Below are 15,999 nucleotides of genomic sequence, written 5' to 3' on the forward strand. Positions count from 1 at the left end.
GCCGGTGCCGCGCCGGCGGGGTTGTCAGGGAGTGTCAGGCACGCCCTACGCCTTGCCGAGGACCTGCCGCTGGCGGCCGAGGCCCTCGATCTCGATCTCGACGATGTCGCCCGGGGCCAGGAACGGCGTGCCGGGGTGGCCCAGGGTGACGCCGGCCGGGGTGCCGGTGACGATCACGTCGCCCGGCTCCAGGACCATGAACTGGCTGACGTAGCGGACCAGTTCGAGCACCGGGAAGATCATCTTGCCGGTGTTGCCGTCCTGCCGCAGCCCGCCGTTGACCCACAGCCACAGCGGCAGCTGCTGCGGGTCGGCCACCTCGTCCGCGGTGACCAGCCAGGGCCCCAGCGGGGTGAAGGTCTCCGCCGACTTGCCCTTGTCCCACTGGCCGCCGCGCTCGAACTGGAAGGCCCGTTCGGTGACGTCGTTGGCGATCGTGTAGCCGGCGATCACCGCCGCGGCCTCCTCGTGCCCGGCCAGGTAGCGGGCGGTGCGGCCGATCACGACGGCCAGCTCGGCCTCGTAGTCGGTCTTCTCGCCGCCACGCGGCACCAGCACCTCGTCGTACGGGCCGACCACGGTGCAGCTCGGCTTGAGGAAGATCACCGGCTCGTCCGGGGGCGCGACCCCGGCCTCGGCGGCGTGGTCGCGGTAGTTGAGCCCGATGCCGACCACCTTGCCCGGGCGCGCGACCGGCGCGCCCACCCGCTGCCCGGCGAGGTCCACCCGGGGCAGCGCCCCGGCGGCCACGTCCCGCGCCAGGGCGGCGGTGTCCAGCCCGGCCAGGAAGGCCCCGTCAATGTCCCGGGCACGCCCGGAGAGGTCGTACCCGATGCCGTCCTGGCCCAGCACGACCGGGCGCTCGGCGCCCGGGGGTCCGACGCGGAGGAGCTTCATCGATCCGTCACCAGCCTTTTCGTCGCAGCTCACCGGGGCGGCCGAAGACACCGCACCCGACTCTGGCAACGAGGTATATCAACGCCACCGGCCGTGAACCAGACCGTCCCGGTGGGCGGATTCCTCTCAATTCCCGCAGTCGCCGCAGACGCCGAATCAGCGGCCCGCACGGTTGACAGCCTCCCGCCCGTACGGCACCGAGGGCCCTCAGCCGCCCTGCGGACCGCCGCCGAGCAGGCCGGCCAGGCTCAGCGCCCGCGGCCGGCCCGGCCCGCTCCGGGCGGCCTCCCGGTGCCAGCGGTCGAGGTCGCGCAGCGCGTCGGCCCGGACGTCCGGTTCGGCGGCCGGCTCCGCGGCCAACTCGCGCAGCAGCGCGACGGCGGCGCCCGGGCTGCCGTCCTGGGCCAGCCACAGGGCCAGGTCGTGGCAGGTGCGCAGGGTGCGCGGGTCGGCCGGGCCGCAGATCCGGGCGAGGTCGGGGATGAGCGCGGTGAGCATCTCGACGGCCTCCCCGGGGGCGCCCTGCGCGCCGCGTAGCCAGGCCTGGTCGGCCCGGCGGCGCAGCTGCTCCGGGCTGGGGTCGTCCGGGCGGAGCACCCCGGGCCGGATCCGGCGCAGCCGTTCCAGCACCTCGGCGGCGGTGGCCGGCCGGTCCGCGGGCCGTTTGGCGAGCAGCCCGGCGACCAGGTCGGCCAGCGCCGGATCGGTGCTGCGCACCCGGGGCGGGGTCTCCTCCAGGTGCTTGTACATGTACTCGGCGGCCGAGGAGGCGCGGAACGGGCGCCGCCCGGTGCAGAGTTCGTACAGCATGACGCCGAGCGCGTAGAGGTCGGCCCGGCCGTCCACGGCGGCGCCGGACCAGCACTCGGGCGCCAGGTACGGGACGGTGCCGACCACGCTGCCGGTGGAGGTGAGCACCGCGGACTGGGTGAGCAGCCGGGCGATGCCGAAGTCCAGCACCTTGGCCTTGCCGCCCGCGTCGACCATCACGTTCTCGGGCTTGATGTCGCGGTGGACGACGCCCGAGCGGTGCGCGGCGTCCAGCGCCTTGCAGACCTGGCGCATCCACTTCAGCGCGGCCTCCTGGTCCGGGACGCCGTCCGTGAGGATGTCGGACAGGGCCCGGCCGCGGACCAGTTCCAGCACCAGGTAGTGGGTCCCCCCGGTGGCGGTCGCGACCAGGCCGTAGTCGTACACGGTCACGATGTGCGGATTGGAGAGGCCGCCGGCCGTGCGGGCCTCGCGGACGAACCGCCCGACGGCCTCCCGGTCGGCGGCGTGCTCCGCCAGCAGCAGCTTGACCGCGACCTCGCGGTCGAGCCGCTGGTCGGTCGCCTTCCAGACCACCCCGAAGCCGCCCCTGCCCAGCCACTCGTCCAGCCGGTACCGGCCGTCGAGCACCTCCCCCTGCTGCATGTCCTCCCCCAAGTCCGCCGTGTCCGGGCGGTGTTCGCCGTCGGATCGGAGGGGTCACCATAGCGGCGGGGGGCGGCGAACGGGTGAACGGACGGGCCCTACGGCTTGGGCAGCCCGGGCGGGTTGACCTCGGAGGTCGGCACCGCCTCGTTGTCCAGGCCCCAGCGCTTGAGCACCTGGCTGTAACTGCCGTTCCTGATCACCTCGTTCAGCGCCCCGTTGAGCGCCTGGACCAGCCCGTTGCCCTTGCGGGTGGTCGCGGCGATCTTGCCGAGGACGTCCGCGCCGCCGCCCGAGTAGGTGCCGACGATCTCGGTCTCGCCGGTCTGCGCGACGTGGAAGGCCAGGTTGGGATTGGGGCCGACGTAGGCGTCGATCCGGCCGGAGGAGAGCGCCAGGTAGAACTCGGCGCCCTGGAAGTACTTGATGTCGATCGGCTTGAGGCCGTTCCTGGTGTTCTCCTCGCTCCAGGAGATCAGCAGCTTCTCCTGGTTGGTGCCGGAGGAGACGCCCACCGACCTGCCCGCCAGGTCCTTGGCGCCGGTGACCTTGAGGCCGCTGCCCTTCCTGGCCTCGAAACCGAGGACGTCCAGCCGGTAGGTGGCGAAGTCGTACTTCTCCTTGCGCGCCTCGGTGACGGTGATGTTGGAGAGGCCGACGTCGTACTTGCCGCTGTCCAGGCCGACGAAGATGTTCTCCCAGGAGACCGGGTTGAACTCGACCTTGAGGCCGAGCACGTTGCCGACCAGGGCGGCGATGTCCGGCTCGACGCCGATGATGGTCCTGTCGTCGTTGGCGTAGAAGTCCAGCGGCGGGGTGGTGCCGAGGGAGTCGACGACGGCCAGGGTCCCTCTCCTCCTGATCTCCTCCGGGACGAGCGCCGCGATCGCGTCGACCTTGGCCGTGGTCACCCGGTTCTGGTCGGCCGTCAGATTCACCACGGCGCCGTTCGGCGCGGTGCTGCCCTTGGCCGGGGCGAGTTCCGCCGTGGCTCCCGAGGACGCGCCGCCGCAGGCGGTCAGGGCGAGGGCGGCGGCGAGCGCGCCGGCGGCGGTCACGAGGGCGCGACGGGGTAGGGGCATGGCGGAACTCCTGCTCGGTGAAGGGGGTTTCGGAGCGGCGGGAAGGACTGGAGGCCCTCGGTTCAGGGCACCTCGGCTCAGGGCACCTCGGCTCAGAGCACCTCGGCTCAGAGCACCTTGGCGAGGAAGGCCCGGGTGCGTTCGTGCCGGGGGCGGTCCAGGACTTCGGCCGGCGGGCCCTGCTCGACCACCACGCCGCCGTCCATGAAGACGACGGTGTCGGCGACCTCGCGGGCGAAGCCGATCTCGTGGGTGACCACGATCATGGTGGTGCCGGTCCGGGCGAGGTCCTTGATGACGTCCAGCACCTCGCCGACCAGCTCCGGGTCGAGCGCCGAGGTGGGCTCGTCGAACAGCAGCACCTTCGGCTCCAGGGCCAGCGCCCGGGCGATCGCCACCCGCTGCTGCTGGCCGCCGGAGAGCTGCCGGGGGTACGCGGCGGCCTTGTCCGCCAGCCCGACCCGCTCCAGCAGCGCCAACGCCGTCGCCCTGGCCTCGGCCCGGGGGCGGCGCAGCGCGGCGATCGGCGCCTCGACCAGGTTCTCCAGCACGGTGAGGTGCGGGAACAGGTTGAAGTTCTGGAACACGAAGCCGATGTGGGTGCGCTGGCGCAGCACCTCGCGCTCCTTGAGCTCGTACAGCCGGTCGCCGGAGCGCCGGTAGCCGATCAGCTCGCCGTCGATGGCGACGTAGCCGCCGTCGAGCTTCTCCAGGTGGTTGATCGCGCGCAGCAGCGTGGACTTGCCGGAGCCGGACGGGCCGAGCACCACGGTGACCGAGCCGGCCGGGACGTCCAGATCGAGGCCGCGCAGCACCTCCAGTGGCCCGAAGCTCTTGTGCAGGCCGCGGACCTGCACCATCGGTGCGGCCGCCGGTTCGGTCTTGGTGAGCGTGGTCATCGACGTCCTCCGGTGGTGCGGGCGGTCGCCGCGCGGGTGGTCGGCGTGCGGGTGGTCGGCGTGCGGGCGGGCAGGCTCCGGACGAAGGCCCGGGCGCGCTGGAGCGGGGTGGGCGGCGGGGTGCGCTGCGCGCCGCGGGCGAAGTAGCGCTCGACGTAGTACTGGCCGATGGACAGCACCGTGGTCAGCAGCACGTACCAGACGGTGGCGACCATCAGCAGCGGCACCACCCGGCCGGTCCGGCCGTAGACCACCTGGGCCTGGTAGAAGAGCTCGCCGATGGCCATCACGTAGACCACCGAGGTGCCCTTGAGCAGCGAGATCACCTCGTTGGCGGCGGCCGGCAGGATGCCGCGCATCGCCTGCGGCAGCACGATCCGCCAGCTCTGGCGCCAGCGCGGGATGCCGAGCGCGGTGGCGGCCTCCCGCTGGCCGACGTCCACCGCGATGACGCCGCCGCGGATGATCTCGGCGGCGAACGCGGCCTGGTGCAGCCCGAGGCCGAGCACGGCGGCGCCGAGCGCGCTCAGCACGCCGACCGTCTCGAAGTCCCCGAAGGTCGGGCCGAACGGGATGCCGATCCCGAACCGCTTGTAGAGGTACGACAGGTTGAACCAGAACACCAGCTGGACGATCAGCGGGATCGAGCGGAACACCCACACGTACGCCCAGGCGATGGACTGGAGGATCGCGCTGCGGGACAACCGCATCGCGGCCACCACGGCGCCCAGCAGGAAGCCCAGCCCGGTGCCGTAGACGGTGAGTTCGAGGGTGCGGCCGACCGCCTGGACGATCGTGTCGGCGGTGAAGTAGAGCCGGAAGGTGGCCCAGTCCCAGCCGGGGTTGGTGGCCAGGCCGTGGGCGAACTGGGCGAGCACGACGAGGGCGGCGACCCCGATCCCCCAGCGCCAGGGGTGCCGGGCGGGGACGGCCCGCAGAGCGGCCAGTTCGTCGAGGTCCAGGCGGGGGCCGGAGCCCGGACCGGGATCGGGTCCGGTCGCCGGTGCCCGCTCGGCCCGAGCCGGGGTCGGGGCCTGGGCCTGGGCTTGGGCTTGGGACGTCGCGGTGGTGCTGGCGGTCATCGGGAGGCTCCTTCGGCAGACCCGGGGATCACTGGTGTTCGGGCGGGCTGATCAGGGACTCCTTGATCGCCGATTCGGCGACCCCCCACTTCCTGAGGATCCGCTCGTACGTCCCGTCCTTGATCAGCTGGTTGACCGCCGCCTGGAAGGCCGGGGTGAGCTTCGAGCCCTTCTTGAACGCGAAGCCGACGTCCAACCGGTGGAACTCGCCGAGGAAGCGCGTCCCGGAGGCCTCCTGCGCGGCCTGGTAGCGCAGGCCGTTGATGGTGGACATCAGGACGTCGACCCGGCCCTGCTGGAGGCCGGTGAGCACGGCCCCGGGGTCGCTGAACGCCTTGACCTCGTACGGCTTCTTCCCGGCGTCGGTGCAGGCGGTGCGCTTCGCGTTCAGCGTGGTCTCGAAGGTGGTGCCGGCGCCGGTGCCGATGGTCAGCCCGCAGAGCTGGAGCAGGTCGGTGACCGGCTGGACGGCCTGGTTGTCCTTGCGGACCGCGAAGCCCTGGCCGTCGTCGATGTAGGTGACGAAGTCGATGGTCTTCAACCGGGCCGTGGTGACCCCGAAGTTGCCGGTGCCGACGTCGAACTTGCCGCTGTCCAGGGCGGGCAGGATGGTCTCGAAGGCGGCCTCCTGGCGCTGCACGGTCAGCCCGAGCAGCCTGGCCACCGCATCGGTGAAGTCCACGTCGATCCCGGCCGGCTTCTTGGTGGCCTGGTCGGCGTAGAAGGCGGTGGGCGGCGAGCCGAAGGACGCGCCGAAGGTCAGCGTGCCGGCCTTGCGGACCTCCTCGGGCAGCAGCGCGGCGGCGGCGTCCGACTTCGCGAGGCCGGAGACGACGTCCTGGGAGACGGCGGTGGCGGCGGGCCCGCTCGCCCCCGCCGGGCCCGCGATCTTCGGGTCCGAGCCGCACGCGGCCAGCGCCAGCACCGGCAGCAGGGCGGTGGCCGCGAGCAGGCGGCGGCGGACGGTGGTGCTTCTCACGGGGGGCCTTTCAGGGGGTCGGAGCCAGCACCGGCAGGTGCTTCTCGAACGGGAGCGGGCCGATCGTCAGGGGGTCGGCGGCGACGTCGAACAGCGGGGTGTAGCCGGACGCCAGGTAGAGGCCCCTGGCCTCGGGCTGGCGCGGACCGGTGGTGAGGTAGATCCGGGCGTAGCCGGCGGCGGCCGCCGTCCGCTCCAACTCGGCCAGCACCCGGCGGGCCAGGCCGCGGCGGCGGTGCGCGGAGTGCGTCCACATCCGCTTCAGCTCGGCGGTGCGCTCGTCGTACCGCTTGTACGCGCCGCCGGCGACGGGCTCGCCGTCCTCCAGCAGGAGCAGCAGGACGCCGTGCGGCTCGGCGAAGGCGTCCCGGGGGTAGCGGGTCATCTCCTGGCGCGCCTCGGGGCCGTAGCGGCTGACGTACTCGTGGGTGAGCTCGCGTAGCAGCGGCTCGACCAGCGGGTCGTCGATGGTGACCCGGCGGAACCCGGCCGCCGGGCCCGCCTCCCGGTCCGGAGCGCTCACGCCTGCACCGCGATCAGCTGGTGCCGGTCCCGCTCGGCGCGCTCGGCCACCGCCGCGGCCTTGGCGGCGTCGCGCTTGGCGACCTCCTCGCGGACGATCGGGATGACGTGGCGGCCGAAGTCGATCGCGTCGTCGAGCAGGTGGTAGCCGCGGGCGGAGAGGATGTCCACGCCGAGGTCGTAGTAGTCGAGCAGCGCCTCGGCGACCGTCTCCGGGGTGCCGACCAGGGCGTTGGAGTTGCCGGCCCCGCCGGTGGCCGCGGCGGTCGGGGTCCACAGCGCGCGGTCGTAGCGCTCGCCGGCCTCGGCGATCTCGATCAGCCGCTGGGAACCAGTGTTTTCAGGCGCTGTGGCGCCGAGCGGGCGGCCCCGGCGGACGAGATCCCCGGACTCCCGGCGGGCCTTGATCGCGGCCACCGTCCGGTGCGCCTTCTCCCAGGCCAGTTCCTCGGTCGGCGCGATGATCGGCCGGAACGCCACCTGGATCCGCGGCACGTCGGTGCGCCCGGCGGCCCGGGCCGCCTCCTTCACCCGCTCGATCTGCTCGGCGGTGCGGGCCAGCGGCTCGCCCCACAGGCAGTAGACGTCCGCCTCGGCGCCGCCGGCCGCGTAGGCGGCGTCCGAGGAGCCGCCGAAGGAGACCCCGGGGCGCGGCTGCTGGACGGGGAAGACGTCGGAGACGAAGTCGTTGAAGCGGTAGTGGGCGCCCTCGTGGTCGAAGGGCTCCCGGCTGGTCCACGCCTTCTTGACGATGCCGATGTACTCGCGGGTGCGCTCGTAGCGCTCGTCCTTGGACAGGAAGTCGCCCTCGCGCTGCTGCTCGTGGTCGCTGCCGCCGGTGATGAAGTGGACGGTCAGCCGCCCGTCGCTGATCTGGTCCAGGGTCGCGAAGGTCTTGGCGGCGAAGGTCGGGTAGGAGACGTTCGGCCGGTGCGCCAGCAGGATCTGCAGCCGGTCCAGGTGCGAGGCGAGGAAGGCCGCCGCGGCCGCGGGTTCCGGGGAGCCTGCGCCGTACGCGAAGAGCACCCGGTCCCAGCCGTGGTCCTCGTGGGCCCGGGCCAGCCTCAGGGTGTAGTCGCGGTCGAAGGCGGCGGTGGAGCGGGGGGTGGTCTCCGAGCCGTCGCCGGTGGCGGCGATACCGAGGAATTCGACGGGCATGGCGGAACCTTTCGGGGTGAGCGGAGTCCGGTGGACTGCGGGTGGGCAGGCCGGAGCCGGCCGGGGCGGGGCGGCCGTGAACACGGGTGCGCGGCGGCCGCGCCGACGGTGGGGTCGGCGCTCGCGCGGCGGGAGGCAGGCGTGGACGAGGGAGTACTGCCGGAGTTCAGTGCGCGGTCGTCGGACGGCAGCGTGCGCCTGGGACGCCGTCAGCTGCGGACGGCTGGTCCCGGCCCGCGGCGGGGCAGACCGAGGGAGGGGTCCCCGCGGGAGATCAGAGGGCCGGACGGGCGGCCCGCTGCCGGGTCAGCCGCGACACGCCGCGGACCACACCCGACCGAAGTCGATGTGGTCGCGGGTGACCAGGGGCTGCTCGGCGTACATGGCCTCAAGTTGAACAGCCTGCCAAGTGGTCCGTCAACCATCCATCATTGCCGCTCTGTTGCGATCTCCTGTCGCCCTGCGACCGGTCCGCGCCGGGCCCCGGCCAGGGCCCGGACCGCCCTTGACAGCCGTCGATCGCGCATGCGTACGATCACGGCGGAGTGCAGTGCACAGCGCCGGCCGTGTTGAGGGACACGGGCCGGTGCGACGGCCGTACGTGACCACACCCGTACCTCCCGCCCGCCCGCACCTCCGCCAGGAGCCGCCGCCATGGCCAGCCCGCAGGACCTCCTCCCCGCCCGCTCCACGCCCACCCCCGCCTCCACCTCAGCCCCCGACCTCCCCGGCCCGCCGCCCGACCCCGGCGCCCGGATCGTCGCCCGCCGCCGACCCGGGCAGTGGGTCTGCGCCGGGATCGCGCTGCTGCTGACCGCGATGGCCGTCAACTCCGTGGTGCGCAACAAGGCCTTCCAGTGGGACGTGGTCGCCGGCTGGTTCACCGCCGGGTCGGTGCTCAACGGCCTCACCCTGACCCTCTGGCTCACCGCCGTCACCCTCGCCCTCGGCTTCGTCCTCGGCACCGGCCTCGCCGTCATGCGGATGTCCGGCAACCCGGTGCTGCGCACCCTGAGTTGGGGCTACATCTGGATCTTCCGCTCCACCCCGCCGCTGGTGCAGCTGCTGTTCTTCTTCAACATCGGCGCGCTCTACCCGACCCTCGGCCTCGGCATCCCGTTCGGCCCCGAGTTCGTCACCGTCAAGACCGTCAACCTGATCGGCCCCACCCTCACCGCCGTCATCGGCCTCACCCTGCTGGAGACCGCGTACGCCGCCGAGGTGATCCGCGGCGGCATCCTGTCCGTCGACCGCGGCCAGCTGGAGGCCGCCTCGGCGCTCGGCCTCGGCCGGTGGCGGGTGCTGCGCCGGATCGTCGTCCCGCAGGCGATGCGCTCGATCGTGCCGACCGCCGGGAACATGCTGATCAGCGCACTCAAGGGCACCAGCATCGTCAGCGTGCTGGCCGTCTCCGACCTGCTCTACTCGGTACAGCTGGTCTACCTGCAGTCGTACCGGGTCATCCCGATGCTGGTGGTCGCCACCATCTGGTACCTGGTGGTCACCACCCTGCTGTCCGTCGGCCAGTACTACGTCGAGCGCCACTACGCCAAGGGCGCCACCCGGGACGGCCTGCCGCCCACCCCGCTCCAGCGGACCCGGGCCGCCCTGCGACGGCTGCGCGAGGTGGCGGCATGAGCGAGCGGAGCGAGCGAATCATCGAGAGGTGCGTGTTGCGCGAAGCGCCTGCCGAGCGAAGCGAGGTGGCCGCATGAGTGTCCTGGTGATCGTCGGCGCGGGCCCGCGGGGCACCGGGCTGCTGGAGCGGATCGCCGCCAACGCGGCCGAACTCCTGCCCGCCGAACGCCCGTTGCACGTCCACCTGGTCGACCCGCACCCGCCCGGCGCGGGCCGGATCTGGCGCCACGAGCAGTCCCCGCTGCTGCGGATGAACTCGATGGCCGAGGACGTCACCATGTTCACCGACGAGCGCTCGACCATCGACGGGCCGGTCCGCCCGGGCCCTTCGCTGGCCCAATGGGCGCTCCGGCGGCGGGAGTTCGCGCCCTACCGGGAGGTCGCCGACCCGGCCGTCCGGGCCGAACTGGACACCCTCGCGCCCACCGACTTCCCCACCCGCCGGGCCCAGAGCGCCTACCTGGACTGGGCGTTCCGCCGCGCCGTCGCCGACCTGCCGCCGCACGTCACGGTCACCGTGCACCGGGACACCGTCCGGCGGATCGACGGCCCGCCCGACGGCCCGCAGACCGTCCACCTCACCGGCCGGACGCTCACCGCCGACCACGTCGCCCTCACCCTCGGCCACCTCGACTCCACCCCGCACCCCCGGTACGCCGCCGACGCCGGCTTCGCCGCCCGGCACGGCCGCTTCCACCTCCCGCCCGCCTACTCCGCCGACGCCGACCTGGACGGCATCGCCCCCGGCGAGCACGTCGTGCTGCGCGGCCTCGGCCTGGCCTCCGTCGACCTGGTCGCCCTGCTCACCGAAGGGCGCGGCGGCCGCTTCGAGCCCACCGGGGACGGGCTGCGCTACCGCCCGTCCGGCCGCGAACCGGTGCTGCACCTCGGCTCCCGGCGCGGCGTCCCGTACCACTCCAAGACCGACTACCGACTCCAGGGGCCGCCCGCCCCGCTCCCCCGGTACTTCGACGCGGCCGCCGTGGACGCCGTCCTCGCGACCGACGGGCCGCTCGAACTCCGGCGCGACTTCTGGCCGTTGATGGCCAAGGAGACCGCCTTCGGGCACTACCACGAGCTGTTCCACGCCCACCCCGAGCGCACCGCGCTGCCCTGGCCGGAGTTCCTGGCCCGGTTCGACCGGCACGACTGGTACTCCCCCGACCTGGCCGCCCTGGTCGCCGAGGCGGTACCCGACCCGGCCGACCGGATCGACTTCGAACGGCTCGACCACCCGCTGGCCGGCCTCGAACTCGGCTCCGCCGAGGAGCTCCAGCAGCACCTGCGCGCCTACGTCACCGCCGACGCCGACCGCCGCGCCGACCCCGCGCACAGCGCCGACCTCGGCGCCTTCCTCGCCCTGCTCTCGCTGTTCGGCCAGCTCCCGCGCATCCTCGCGACCGGCCGGCTCACCGCCCGCTCGGTCGCCGAAGAGGTGGACGGGTGGTTCTTCGGCTACTTCAGCTACCTCGCCTCCGGCCCGCCCGGCTTCCGGCTGCGCCAGCTGCTCGCCCTGTCCGAGGCCGGGATCGTGCGCTTCCTGGGCGCGGGCGTCCGGGTCGAACGGGACGAGGCCACCGGCACCTGGCGGGCCGGCGGCGACACCGTGCCGGGCCACCGCATCGCCGCCACCGCCCTGGTCGAGGCGTACCTGCCCAAGCACCAGCTGACCCGCACCCTCGACCCGGTGCTGCGCGAACTGCACCGCGCCGGGCGGCTCGTGGAGGAGGTGGTCGCCGACGAGGAGTACACCCACCGCTCCGGCCTGGTCACCATCGCCCCCGGCGACAGCCGACTGCTCGACCCGGCCCTGGGCGGCGCCCCGCACCCGCGGCGCACCGCACTCGGCCCGCACACCAGCCTGCGCGCCGCCGCCGCCTTCGCCCGGCCCCGCACCGACTCCCCGGGATTCCGGCAGAACGACGCCGCCGCCCGCGCGCTGCTGCGGGCGCTGGCCGCGCTCCCGGCCGCCGCCCCGGCGCCCGTCGTCGATCCCCCGCCCGCCCGCCGCCGCCAAGGCACCCGCCTCGCCGCGCGGTCGGCGGTCGCCGCCCCTGCTCCGCTGTGCGGTCAGCGCACCCCGCCACCGCCGCGCCCGCCCTCCGGCCGGACGAGGGGGGCCTGACGGCGGGCCCCGGGAGCGGCCCGGTCGCAGGTTCGGGGCCCGAAGACCCGTTCGACCCCCCTCCCCCCGTCCGTACCCGGATGGAAGGATGGGCCCTCAGCCCCCGCGCCGAAGCGGCGGGCCCGGCGGACCCGGTGTCACCCCGGTGTCACGGCCGCCGGACGAGCAGAGCCGAGGAGAAGCGGTCATGGCCAAGCAGGCCCCGCAGAGCGACCCGGCGCAGGACGCCCCCGAGGTGTCCGCGCCCCAGCACGCGGCGGCCGGGCTGCCCGCGGTCGGCCACAGCCTGCGGATGGCCGCCGAGCAGATGGGCCCCCTGCGCACCCTCGCCACGCTGCGCAAGGTCAACCAGCCGGACGGCTTCGACTGCCCCGGCTGCGCCTGGCCGGAGCCGGGCAAGACGCACACGGCGGAGTTCTGCGAGAACGGCGCCAAGGCCGTCGCCGAGGAGGCCACCGAGCGCCGGATCCGCGCCGAGTTCTTCGCCGCCCACCCGGTCGCCGAGCTGGCCGAGCGCTCCGGCTACTGGCTGGGCCAGCAGGGCCGCCTCACCCAGCCGATGCTGCTCGACGAGGGCGCCACCCACTACACGCCGGTCTCCTGGGACGACGCCTTCGCGCTGATCGCCGAGGAGCTGCGCGCCCTGGACACCCCGGACGGCGCCGCCTTCTACACCTCCGGGCGGACCAGCAACGAGGCCGCCTTCGCGTACCAGCTGTTCGCCCGCCGGCTGGGCACCAACAACCTGCCGGACTGCTCCAACATGTGCCACGAGTCGTCCGGTTCGGCGCTCACCGAGACGCTCGGCGTCGGCAAGGGCAGCGTCAGCCTCAAGGACCTCTACCAGGCCGACCTGATCATCGTGGCCGGCCAGAACCCGGGCACCAACCACCCCCGGATGCTCTCCGCGCTGGAGCGCGCCAAGCGGGCCGGCGCCACCATCGTGAGCGTGAACCCGCTGCCGGAGGCCGGCCTGGAGCGCTTCAAGAACCCGCAGCACGCGCGCGGCCTGGTCGGCCACGGCACCAAGCTGACCGACCTGTTCCTGCAGATCCGCCTCGGCGGGGACCTGGCGCTGTTCCGCGCGCTCAACCGGATGATCCTGGAGCAGGACGGCGTCGACCGCGCCTTCGTCACCGAACACTGCCACGGCTTCGAGGAGTTCGAGGCGCAGGCGGGCGCGACCGACCGCGCCGAGGTGCTCGCCGCGACCGGCCTGCCGTGGGAGCAGATCGAGGAGCTCGGCCGGCTGGTGCTGGGCTCCCGGAAGATCATCGTCTGCTGGGCGATGGGCCTCACCCAGCACAAGCACGCCGTCCCGACCATCCGCGAGGTGGTCAACTTCCTGCTGCTGCGCGGCAACGTCGGCCGCCCGGGCGCCGGGGTCTGTCCGGTGCGCGGGCACAGCAACGTCCAGGGCGACCGGACGATGGGCATCTTCGAGCGGCCCTCGACGGCCTTCCTGGACGCGCTCGGCAAGGAGTTCGGCTTCGAGCCGCCGCGCGCGCACGGCCTCGACTCGGTGGACACCATCCGGGCGATGCGCGACGGCCGGGTCGGGGTGTTCTTCGCGATGGGCGGCAACTTCGTCGCGGCCACCCCGGACACCGACGTCACCGAGGCGGCGATGCGCCGCTGCCGGCTGACCGTGCACGTCTCCACCAAGCTCAACCGCTCGCACGTGGTCACCGGCGCCCGCGCACTGATCCTGCCCACCCTGGGCCGCACCGACCGGGACGTCAGCGGCGCCGGTGCCCAGTTCGTCAGCGTCGAGGACTCGATGGGCCAGGTGCACTCCTCGCGCGGCGGCCTGCGCCCGCCCGCCCCGGGCCTGCTCTCCGAGACCGCGATCGTCTGCCGGCTGGCCCGCAGCGTCCTCGGCCCCGGGGACACCGTGCCGTGGGAGGACTTCGCCGCCGACTACGACACCCTGCGGGACCGGATCGCCCGGGTCGTCCCCGGCTTCGAGGACTACAACGAGAAGGTCCGCCGCCCCGGCGGCTTCACCCTGCCGCACGGCCCGCGCGACTCCCGGACCTTCCCCACCGCGACCGGGAAGGCCAACTTCACCGTCAACCCGCTCACCGCCCCCGAGGTCCCGCCGGGCCGCCTGCTGTTGCAGACGCTGCGCTCGCACGACCAGTACAACACCACCATCTACGGCCTGGACGACCGCTACCGGGGCATCAAGGGCGGCCGCCGGGTGGTCCTGGTCAACCCGGCCGACGCCGCCGAACTGGACCTGGCCGAGGGCGCCTTCGTCGACCTGGTGAGCGAGTGGCGGGACGGCGTCGAGCGGCGCGCCCCGCACTTCCGGGTGGTCCACTACCCGGTGGCCCGCGGCGGCGCGGCGGCCTACTACCCGGAGACCAACGTGCTCGTCCCGCTGGACTCCACCGCCGACATCAGCAACACGCCGACCTCCAAGGCCGTGGTCGTCCGCTTCGAGCCGGACACCGGCGCCCCGGCGTGACGCACGCGAAGGCCGCCCGGTGTCCGTGGACGCCGGGCGGCCTTCGTCATGGCTCAGGCCCTGTCCGGCCGATCTTGCCGGACAGGGCCTAGTTGCCGCCGAGCGGCAGTGTCGCGGTGGCGCTGCCCGGGGCTCCGGCGCTCGCCGAGCCGGTGGTGGTGGAGGCCGCGGTGCCGGTGGAACCCGGGGTGCCGGTGCCGGTGCCGGTCGGGGCGGGCGTCGCCGGGCCAGTGCCGGTCGGCGTCGGGGTGCCCGTCCCGGTCGGGGTCGGCGTGCCCGTCCCGGTCGGGGTCGGCGTGGGCGTGGGCGTGCCGGGGGCGGTGGTGCCGGTGCCGGACGGCGTCCCCGGGTCGGCGGGCGTTCCGCTCCCGGTGCCGGACGGCGTACCGGTGCCGGTGTCCGCGGGCGTGCCCGGGGTGGTGGACGGCGTACCCGGGGTGGCCGGCGGGTTGGCGGGCGTGCCGGGGGCCGGGGCGGCCGGGACCTGGTTGGCCGGGCTGGGCGCGATCGGGGTGACGGTGTCCCAGCCGGCGGGCAGGTCGGGCACCTTCCAGCTGCCGCCGGCCTCGTCCGCCGCGCCGGACGGGTCGGGCCGCACCGCCCCGAGGATCGGCATCGAGCCGATCGGCGACACCTTGATGACGGCGCCCGGCCGGGGTGCCTGGACGACCAGCCCGCCGCCGATGTACATCGCGACGTGCGTGGCGCCCTCGAAGTAGATGACCAGGTCGCCGGGGCGGAGCTGGTTCAGCGCGATGTGCGGGAGCTGGGCCCACTGCTCCTGGCTGGTGCGCGGGATCGGCAGCCCGGCGTGCAGCCAGGCCTGCGAGGTGAGGCCCGAGCAGTCGAAGGAGTCCGGCCCCGCGCCGCCCCACAGGTACGGCTTGTTGAGCTGGGCGAGCGCGAAGGCGATGGCGGTGCGGCCGGCCGCCGACGGGGTGCGCTCGCCCTTGCCGAGGACGCCGGAGGCGAGGAAGAGGAGCTGGGCTTCGTCGGCCTTGGCCTTCTCCAGCTTCTCCAGCTCGGTGCGCTGGGCGCCGGTGAGCGAGGAGACCAGCTGCTCGACGGAGGCGAGGTCGGTGGCGACCTTGGCCTTGGCGGCGTCCTGCTGGGTGACCAGCGTCTGGGAGGTCTTGAGCGCGTCCTCGGTCTGCTTCGTCAGGCCTGCGAGGGCCTCGCGGTCGGTCTTCAGCCGGTCCAGGAACTCGGACTGCGAGCGGCTGGCGGCGGTGAGCAGTTCCGCGATGGTGACGGCCTCGTACGGGTCCTTGGAGAGCAGCAGTTCGGCGTAGGCGGAGGCGGCGCCGTTGCGGTACTGGGCGGCGGCGAGCTGGGAGGCGATGTCGGTGCCGGCGTCGACCTGCTTCTGCTGACGGTCCAGCCGGCCCTGGAGGTCGGTGAGCGCGGCCTGCTGCTCGGCGACCTTGGCGACGGCGCCGTTGTACTGCTCGGTGGCGGTCTCGGCGCTCTGGTAGAGCGCGTGCAGCTGGTCGAGCAGCGGGCCGAGGGTGGCCTTGGCGGCGGCGAGCGGGTCGTCGCCCGGACTGGCCGCGGTGATCGAGGCGCCCGGGTCGGGGGTGGCGTACGCGGCCTGCGCGGCGAGCGGGAGGGCGAGCGCGGCGGCCGCGAGGGCGGCTCCGCAGCGCAGTGCCGCCCGCAGCCAGGGCCGTACGACTGCCGTTTCAGTGCGCTGTGCAGCCCCGCCCATGGGTTGGTCCTCCCCGCCCC

Annotated in this window: 12 protein-coding genes; 3 read left to right on the forward strand and 9 right to left on the reverse strand. The window is 74.0% G+C overall.

From position 1 onward, the window contains the following. Positions 1 to 45: 45 nt before the first annotated feature. The 8 genes from A6F73_RS12215 to A6F73_RS12250 form a co-directional block, all read right to left on the reverse strand. A complete protein-coding gene (locus tag A6F73_RS12215; protein WP_063347823.1) occupies positions 46 to 897 on the reverse strand; it encodes a fumarylacetoacetate hydrolase family protein in 852 nt (283 codons plus the stop codon). 207 nt (positions 898 to 1,104) lie between these two features. Continuing rightward, positions 1,105 to 2,313 carry a serine/threonine-protein kinase gene (locus A6F73_RS12220; RefSeq protein ID WP_063347824.1) on the reverse strand — a complete coding sequence of 403 codons (1,209 nt, stop codon included), beginning with the start codon at positions 2,311 to 2,313 and terminating at the stop codon, positions 1,105 to 1,107. 98 nt (positions 2,314 to 2,411) lie between these two features. Continuing rightward, the gene (locus A6F73_RS12225; protein ID WP_063347825.1) at positions 2,412 to 3,395 is read right to left on the reverse strand and encodes an ABC transporter substrate-binding protein; all 984 of its coding nucleotides are present in this window, start codon (positions 3,393 to 3,395) and stop codon (positions 2,412 to 2,414) included. 107 nt (positions 3,396 to 3,502) lie between these two features. Then, a complete protein-coding gene (locus tag A6F73_RS12230; RefSeq protein ID WP_063347826.1) occupies positions 3,503 to 4,294 on the reverse strand; it encodes an amino acid ABC transporter ATP-binding protein in 792 nt (263 codons plus the stop codon). Continuing rightward, complete coding sequence (locus A6F73_RS12235) at positions 4,291 to 5,376, reverse strand: amino acid ABC transporter permease (protein WP_079135627.1); 1,086 nt, start codon at positions 5,374 to 5,376, stop codon at positions 4,291 to 4,293. The genes A6F73_RS12230 and A6F73_RS12235 overlap by 4 nt, the downstream gene beginning before the upstream one ends. A gap of 28 nt (positions 5,377 to 5,404) precedes the next feature. Then, a complete protein-coding gene (locus A6F73_RS12240; RefSeq protein WP_063347827.1) occupies positions 5,405 to 6,355 on the reverse strand; it encodes an ABC transporter substrate-binding protein in 951 nt (316 codons plus the stop codon). Positions 6,356 to 6,365: 10 nt separating this feature from the next. Beyond that, positions 6,366 to 6,878: a GNAT family N-acetyltransferase gene (locus tag A6F73_RS12245; protein ID WP_063347828.1), complete on the reverse strand. Its 513-nt coding sequence runs from the start codon at positions 6,876 to 6,878 to the stop codon at positions 6,366 to 6,368. Continuing rightward, entirely contained in the window at positions 6,875 to 8,035 is a 1,161-nt protein-coding gene (locus A6F73_RS12250; RefSeq protein ID WP_063347829.1) for an LLM class flavin-dependent oxidoreductase, read from the reverse strand. Before A6F73_RS12250 ends, A6F73_RS12245 begins: the two co-directional genes overlap by 4 nt. A 654-nt stretch (positions 8,036 to 8,689) precedes the next feature. Between A6F73_RS12250 and A6F73_RS12255 the strand changes: the two genes are divergently transcribed. From A6F73_RS12255 to A6F73_RS12265, 3 genes are all read left to right on the forward strand, one after another. Next, entirely contained in the window at positions 8,690 to 9,673 is a 984-nt protein-coding gene (locus A6F73_RS12255; protein ID WP_063347830.1) for an amino acid ABC transporter permease, read from the forward strand. A gap of 73 nt (positions 9,674 to 9,746) precedes the next feature. After that, positions 9,747 to 11,798 (forward strand): FAD/NAD(P)-binding protein, encoded by a 2,052-nt coding sequence (locus A6F73_RS12260; RefSeq protein WP_063347831.1) that lies wholly within the window; start codon positions 9,747 to 9,749, stop codon positions 11,796 to 11,798. A gap of 187 nt (positions 11,799 to 11,985) precedes the next feature. After that, the gene (locus tag A6F73_RS12265; protein WP_063347832.1) at positions 11,986 to 14,271 is read left to right on the forward strand and encodes an FdhF/YdeP family oxidoreductase; all 2,286 of its coding nucleotides are present in this window, start codon (positions 11,986 to 11,988) and stop codon (positions 14,269 to 14,271) included. A gap of 88 nt (positions 14,272 to 14,359) precedes the next feature. Here A6F73_RS12265 and A6F73_RS12270 read toward each other — a convergent pair whose 3' ends face one another. After that, a complete protein-coding gene (locus A6F73_RS12270; RefSeq protein ID WP_063347833.1) occupies positions 14,360 to 15,979 on the reverse strand; it encodes an NlpC/P60 family protein in 1,620 nt (539 codons plus the stop codon). Between the last annotated feature and the right edge of the window lie 20 nt (positions 15,980 to 15,999).

Source organism: Streptomyces sp. MJM8645, from assembly GCF_001625365.1.
Lineage (GTDB): Bacteria > Actinomycetota > Actinomycetes > Streptomycetales > Streptomycetaceae > Kitasatospora.

Bases quoted from the DNA above. Each gene is read 5' to 3' on its own strand.
- A6F73_RS12215 (WP_063347823.1), bottom strand. From the start codon at position 897: ATGAAGCTCCTCCGCGTCGGACCCCCGGGCGCCGAGCGCCCGGTCGTG.
- A6F73_RS12220 (WP_063347824.1), bottom strand. From the start codon at position 2,313: ATGCAGCAGGGGGAGGTGCTCGACGGCCGGTACCGGCTGGACGAGTGG.
- A6F73_RS12225 (WP_063347825.1), bottom strand. From the start codon at position 3,395: ATGCCCCTACCCCGTCGCGCCCTCGTGACCGCCGCCGGCGCGCTCGCC.
- A6F73_RS12230 (WP_063347826.1), bottom strand. From the start codon at position 4,294: ATGACCACGCTCACCAAGACCGAACCGGCGGCCGCACCGATGGTGCAG.
- A6F73_RS12235 (WP_079135627.1), bottom strand. From the start codon at position 5,376: ATGACCGCCAGCACCACCGCGACGTCCCAAGCCCAAGCCCAGGCCCAG.
- A6F73_RS12250 (WP_063347829.1), bottom strand. From the start codon at position 8,035: ATGCCCGTCGAATTCCTCGGTATCGCCGCCACCGGCGACGGCTCGGAG.
- A6F73_RS12255 (WP_063347830.1), top strand. From the start codon at position 8,690: ATGGCCAGCCCGCAGGACCTCCTCCCCGCCCGCTCCACGCCCACCCCC.
- A6F73_RS12260 (WP_063347831.1), top strand. From the start codon at position 9,747: ATGAGTGTCCTGGTGATCGTCGGCGCGGGCCCGCGGGGCACCGGGCTG.
- A6F73_RS12265 (WP_063347832.1), top strand. From the start codon at position 11,986: ATGGCCAAGCAGGCCCCGCAGAGCGACCCGGCGCAGGACGCCCCCGAG.
- A6F73_RS12270 (WP_063347833.1), bottom strand. From the start codon at position 15,979: ATGGGCGGGGCTGCACAGCGCACTGAAACGGCAGTCGTACGGCCCTGG.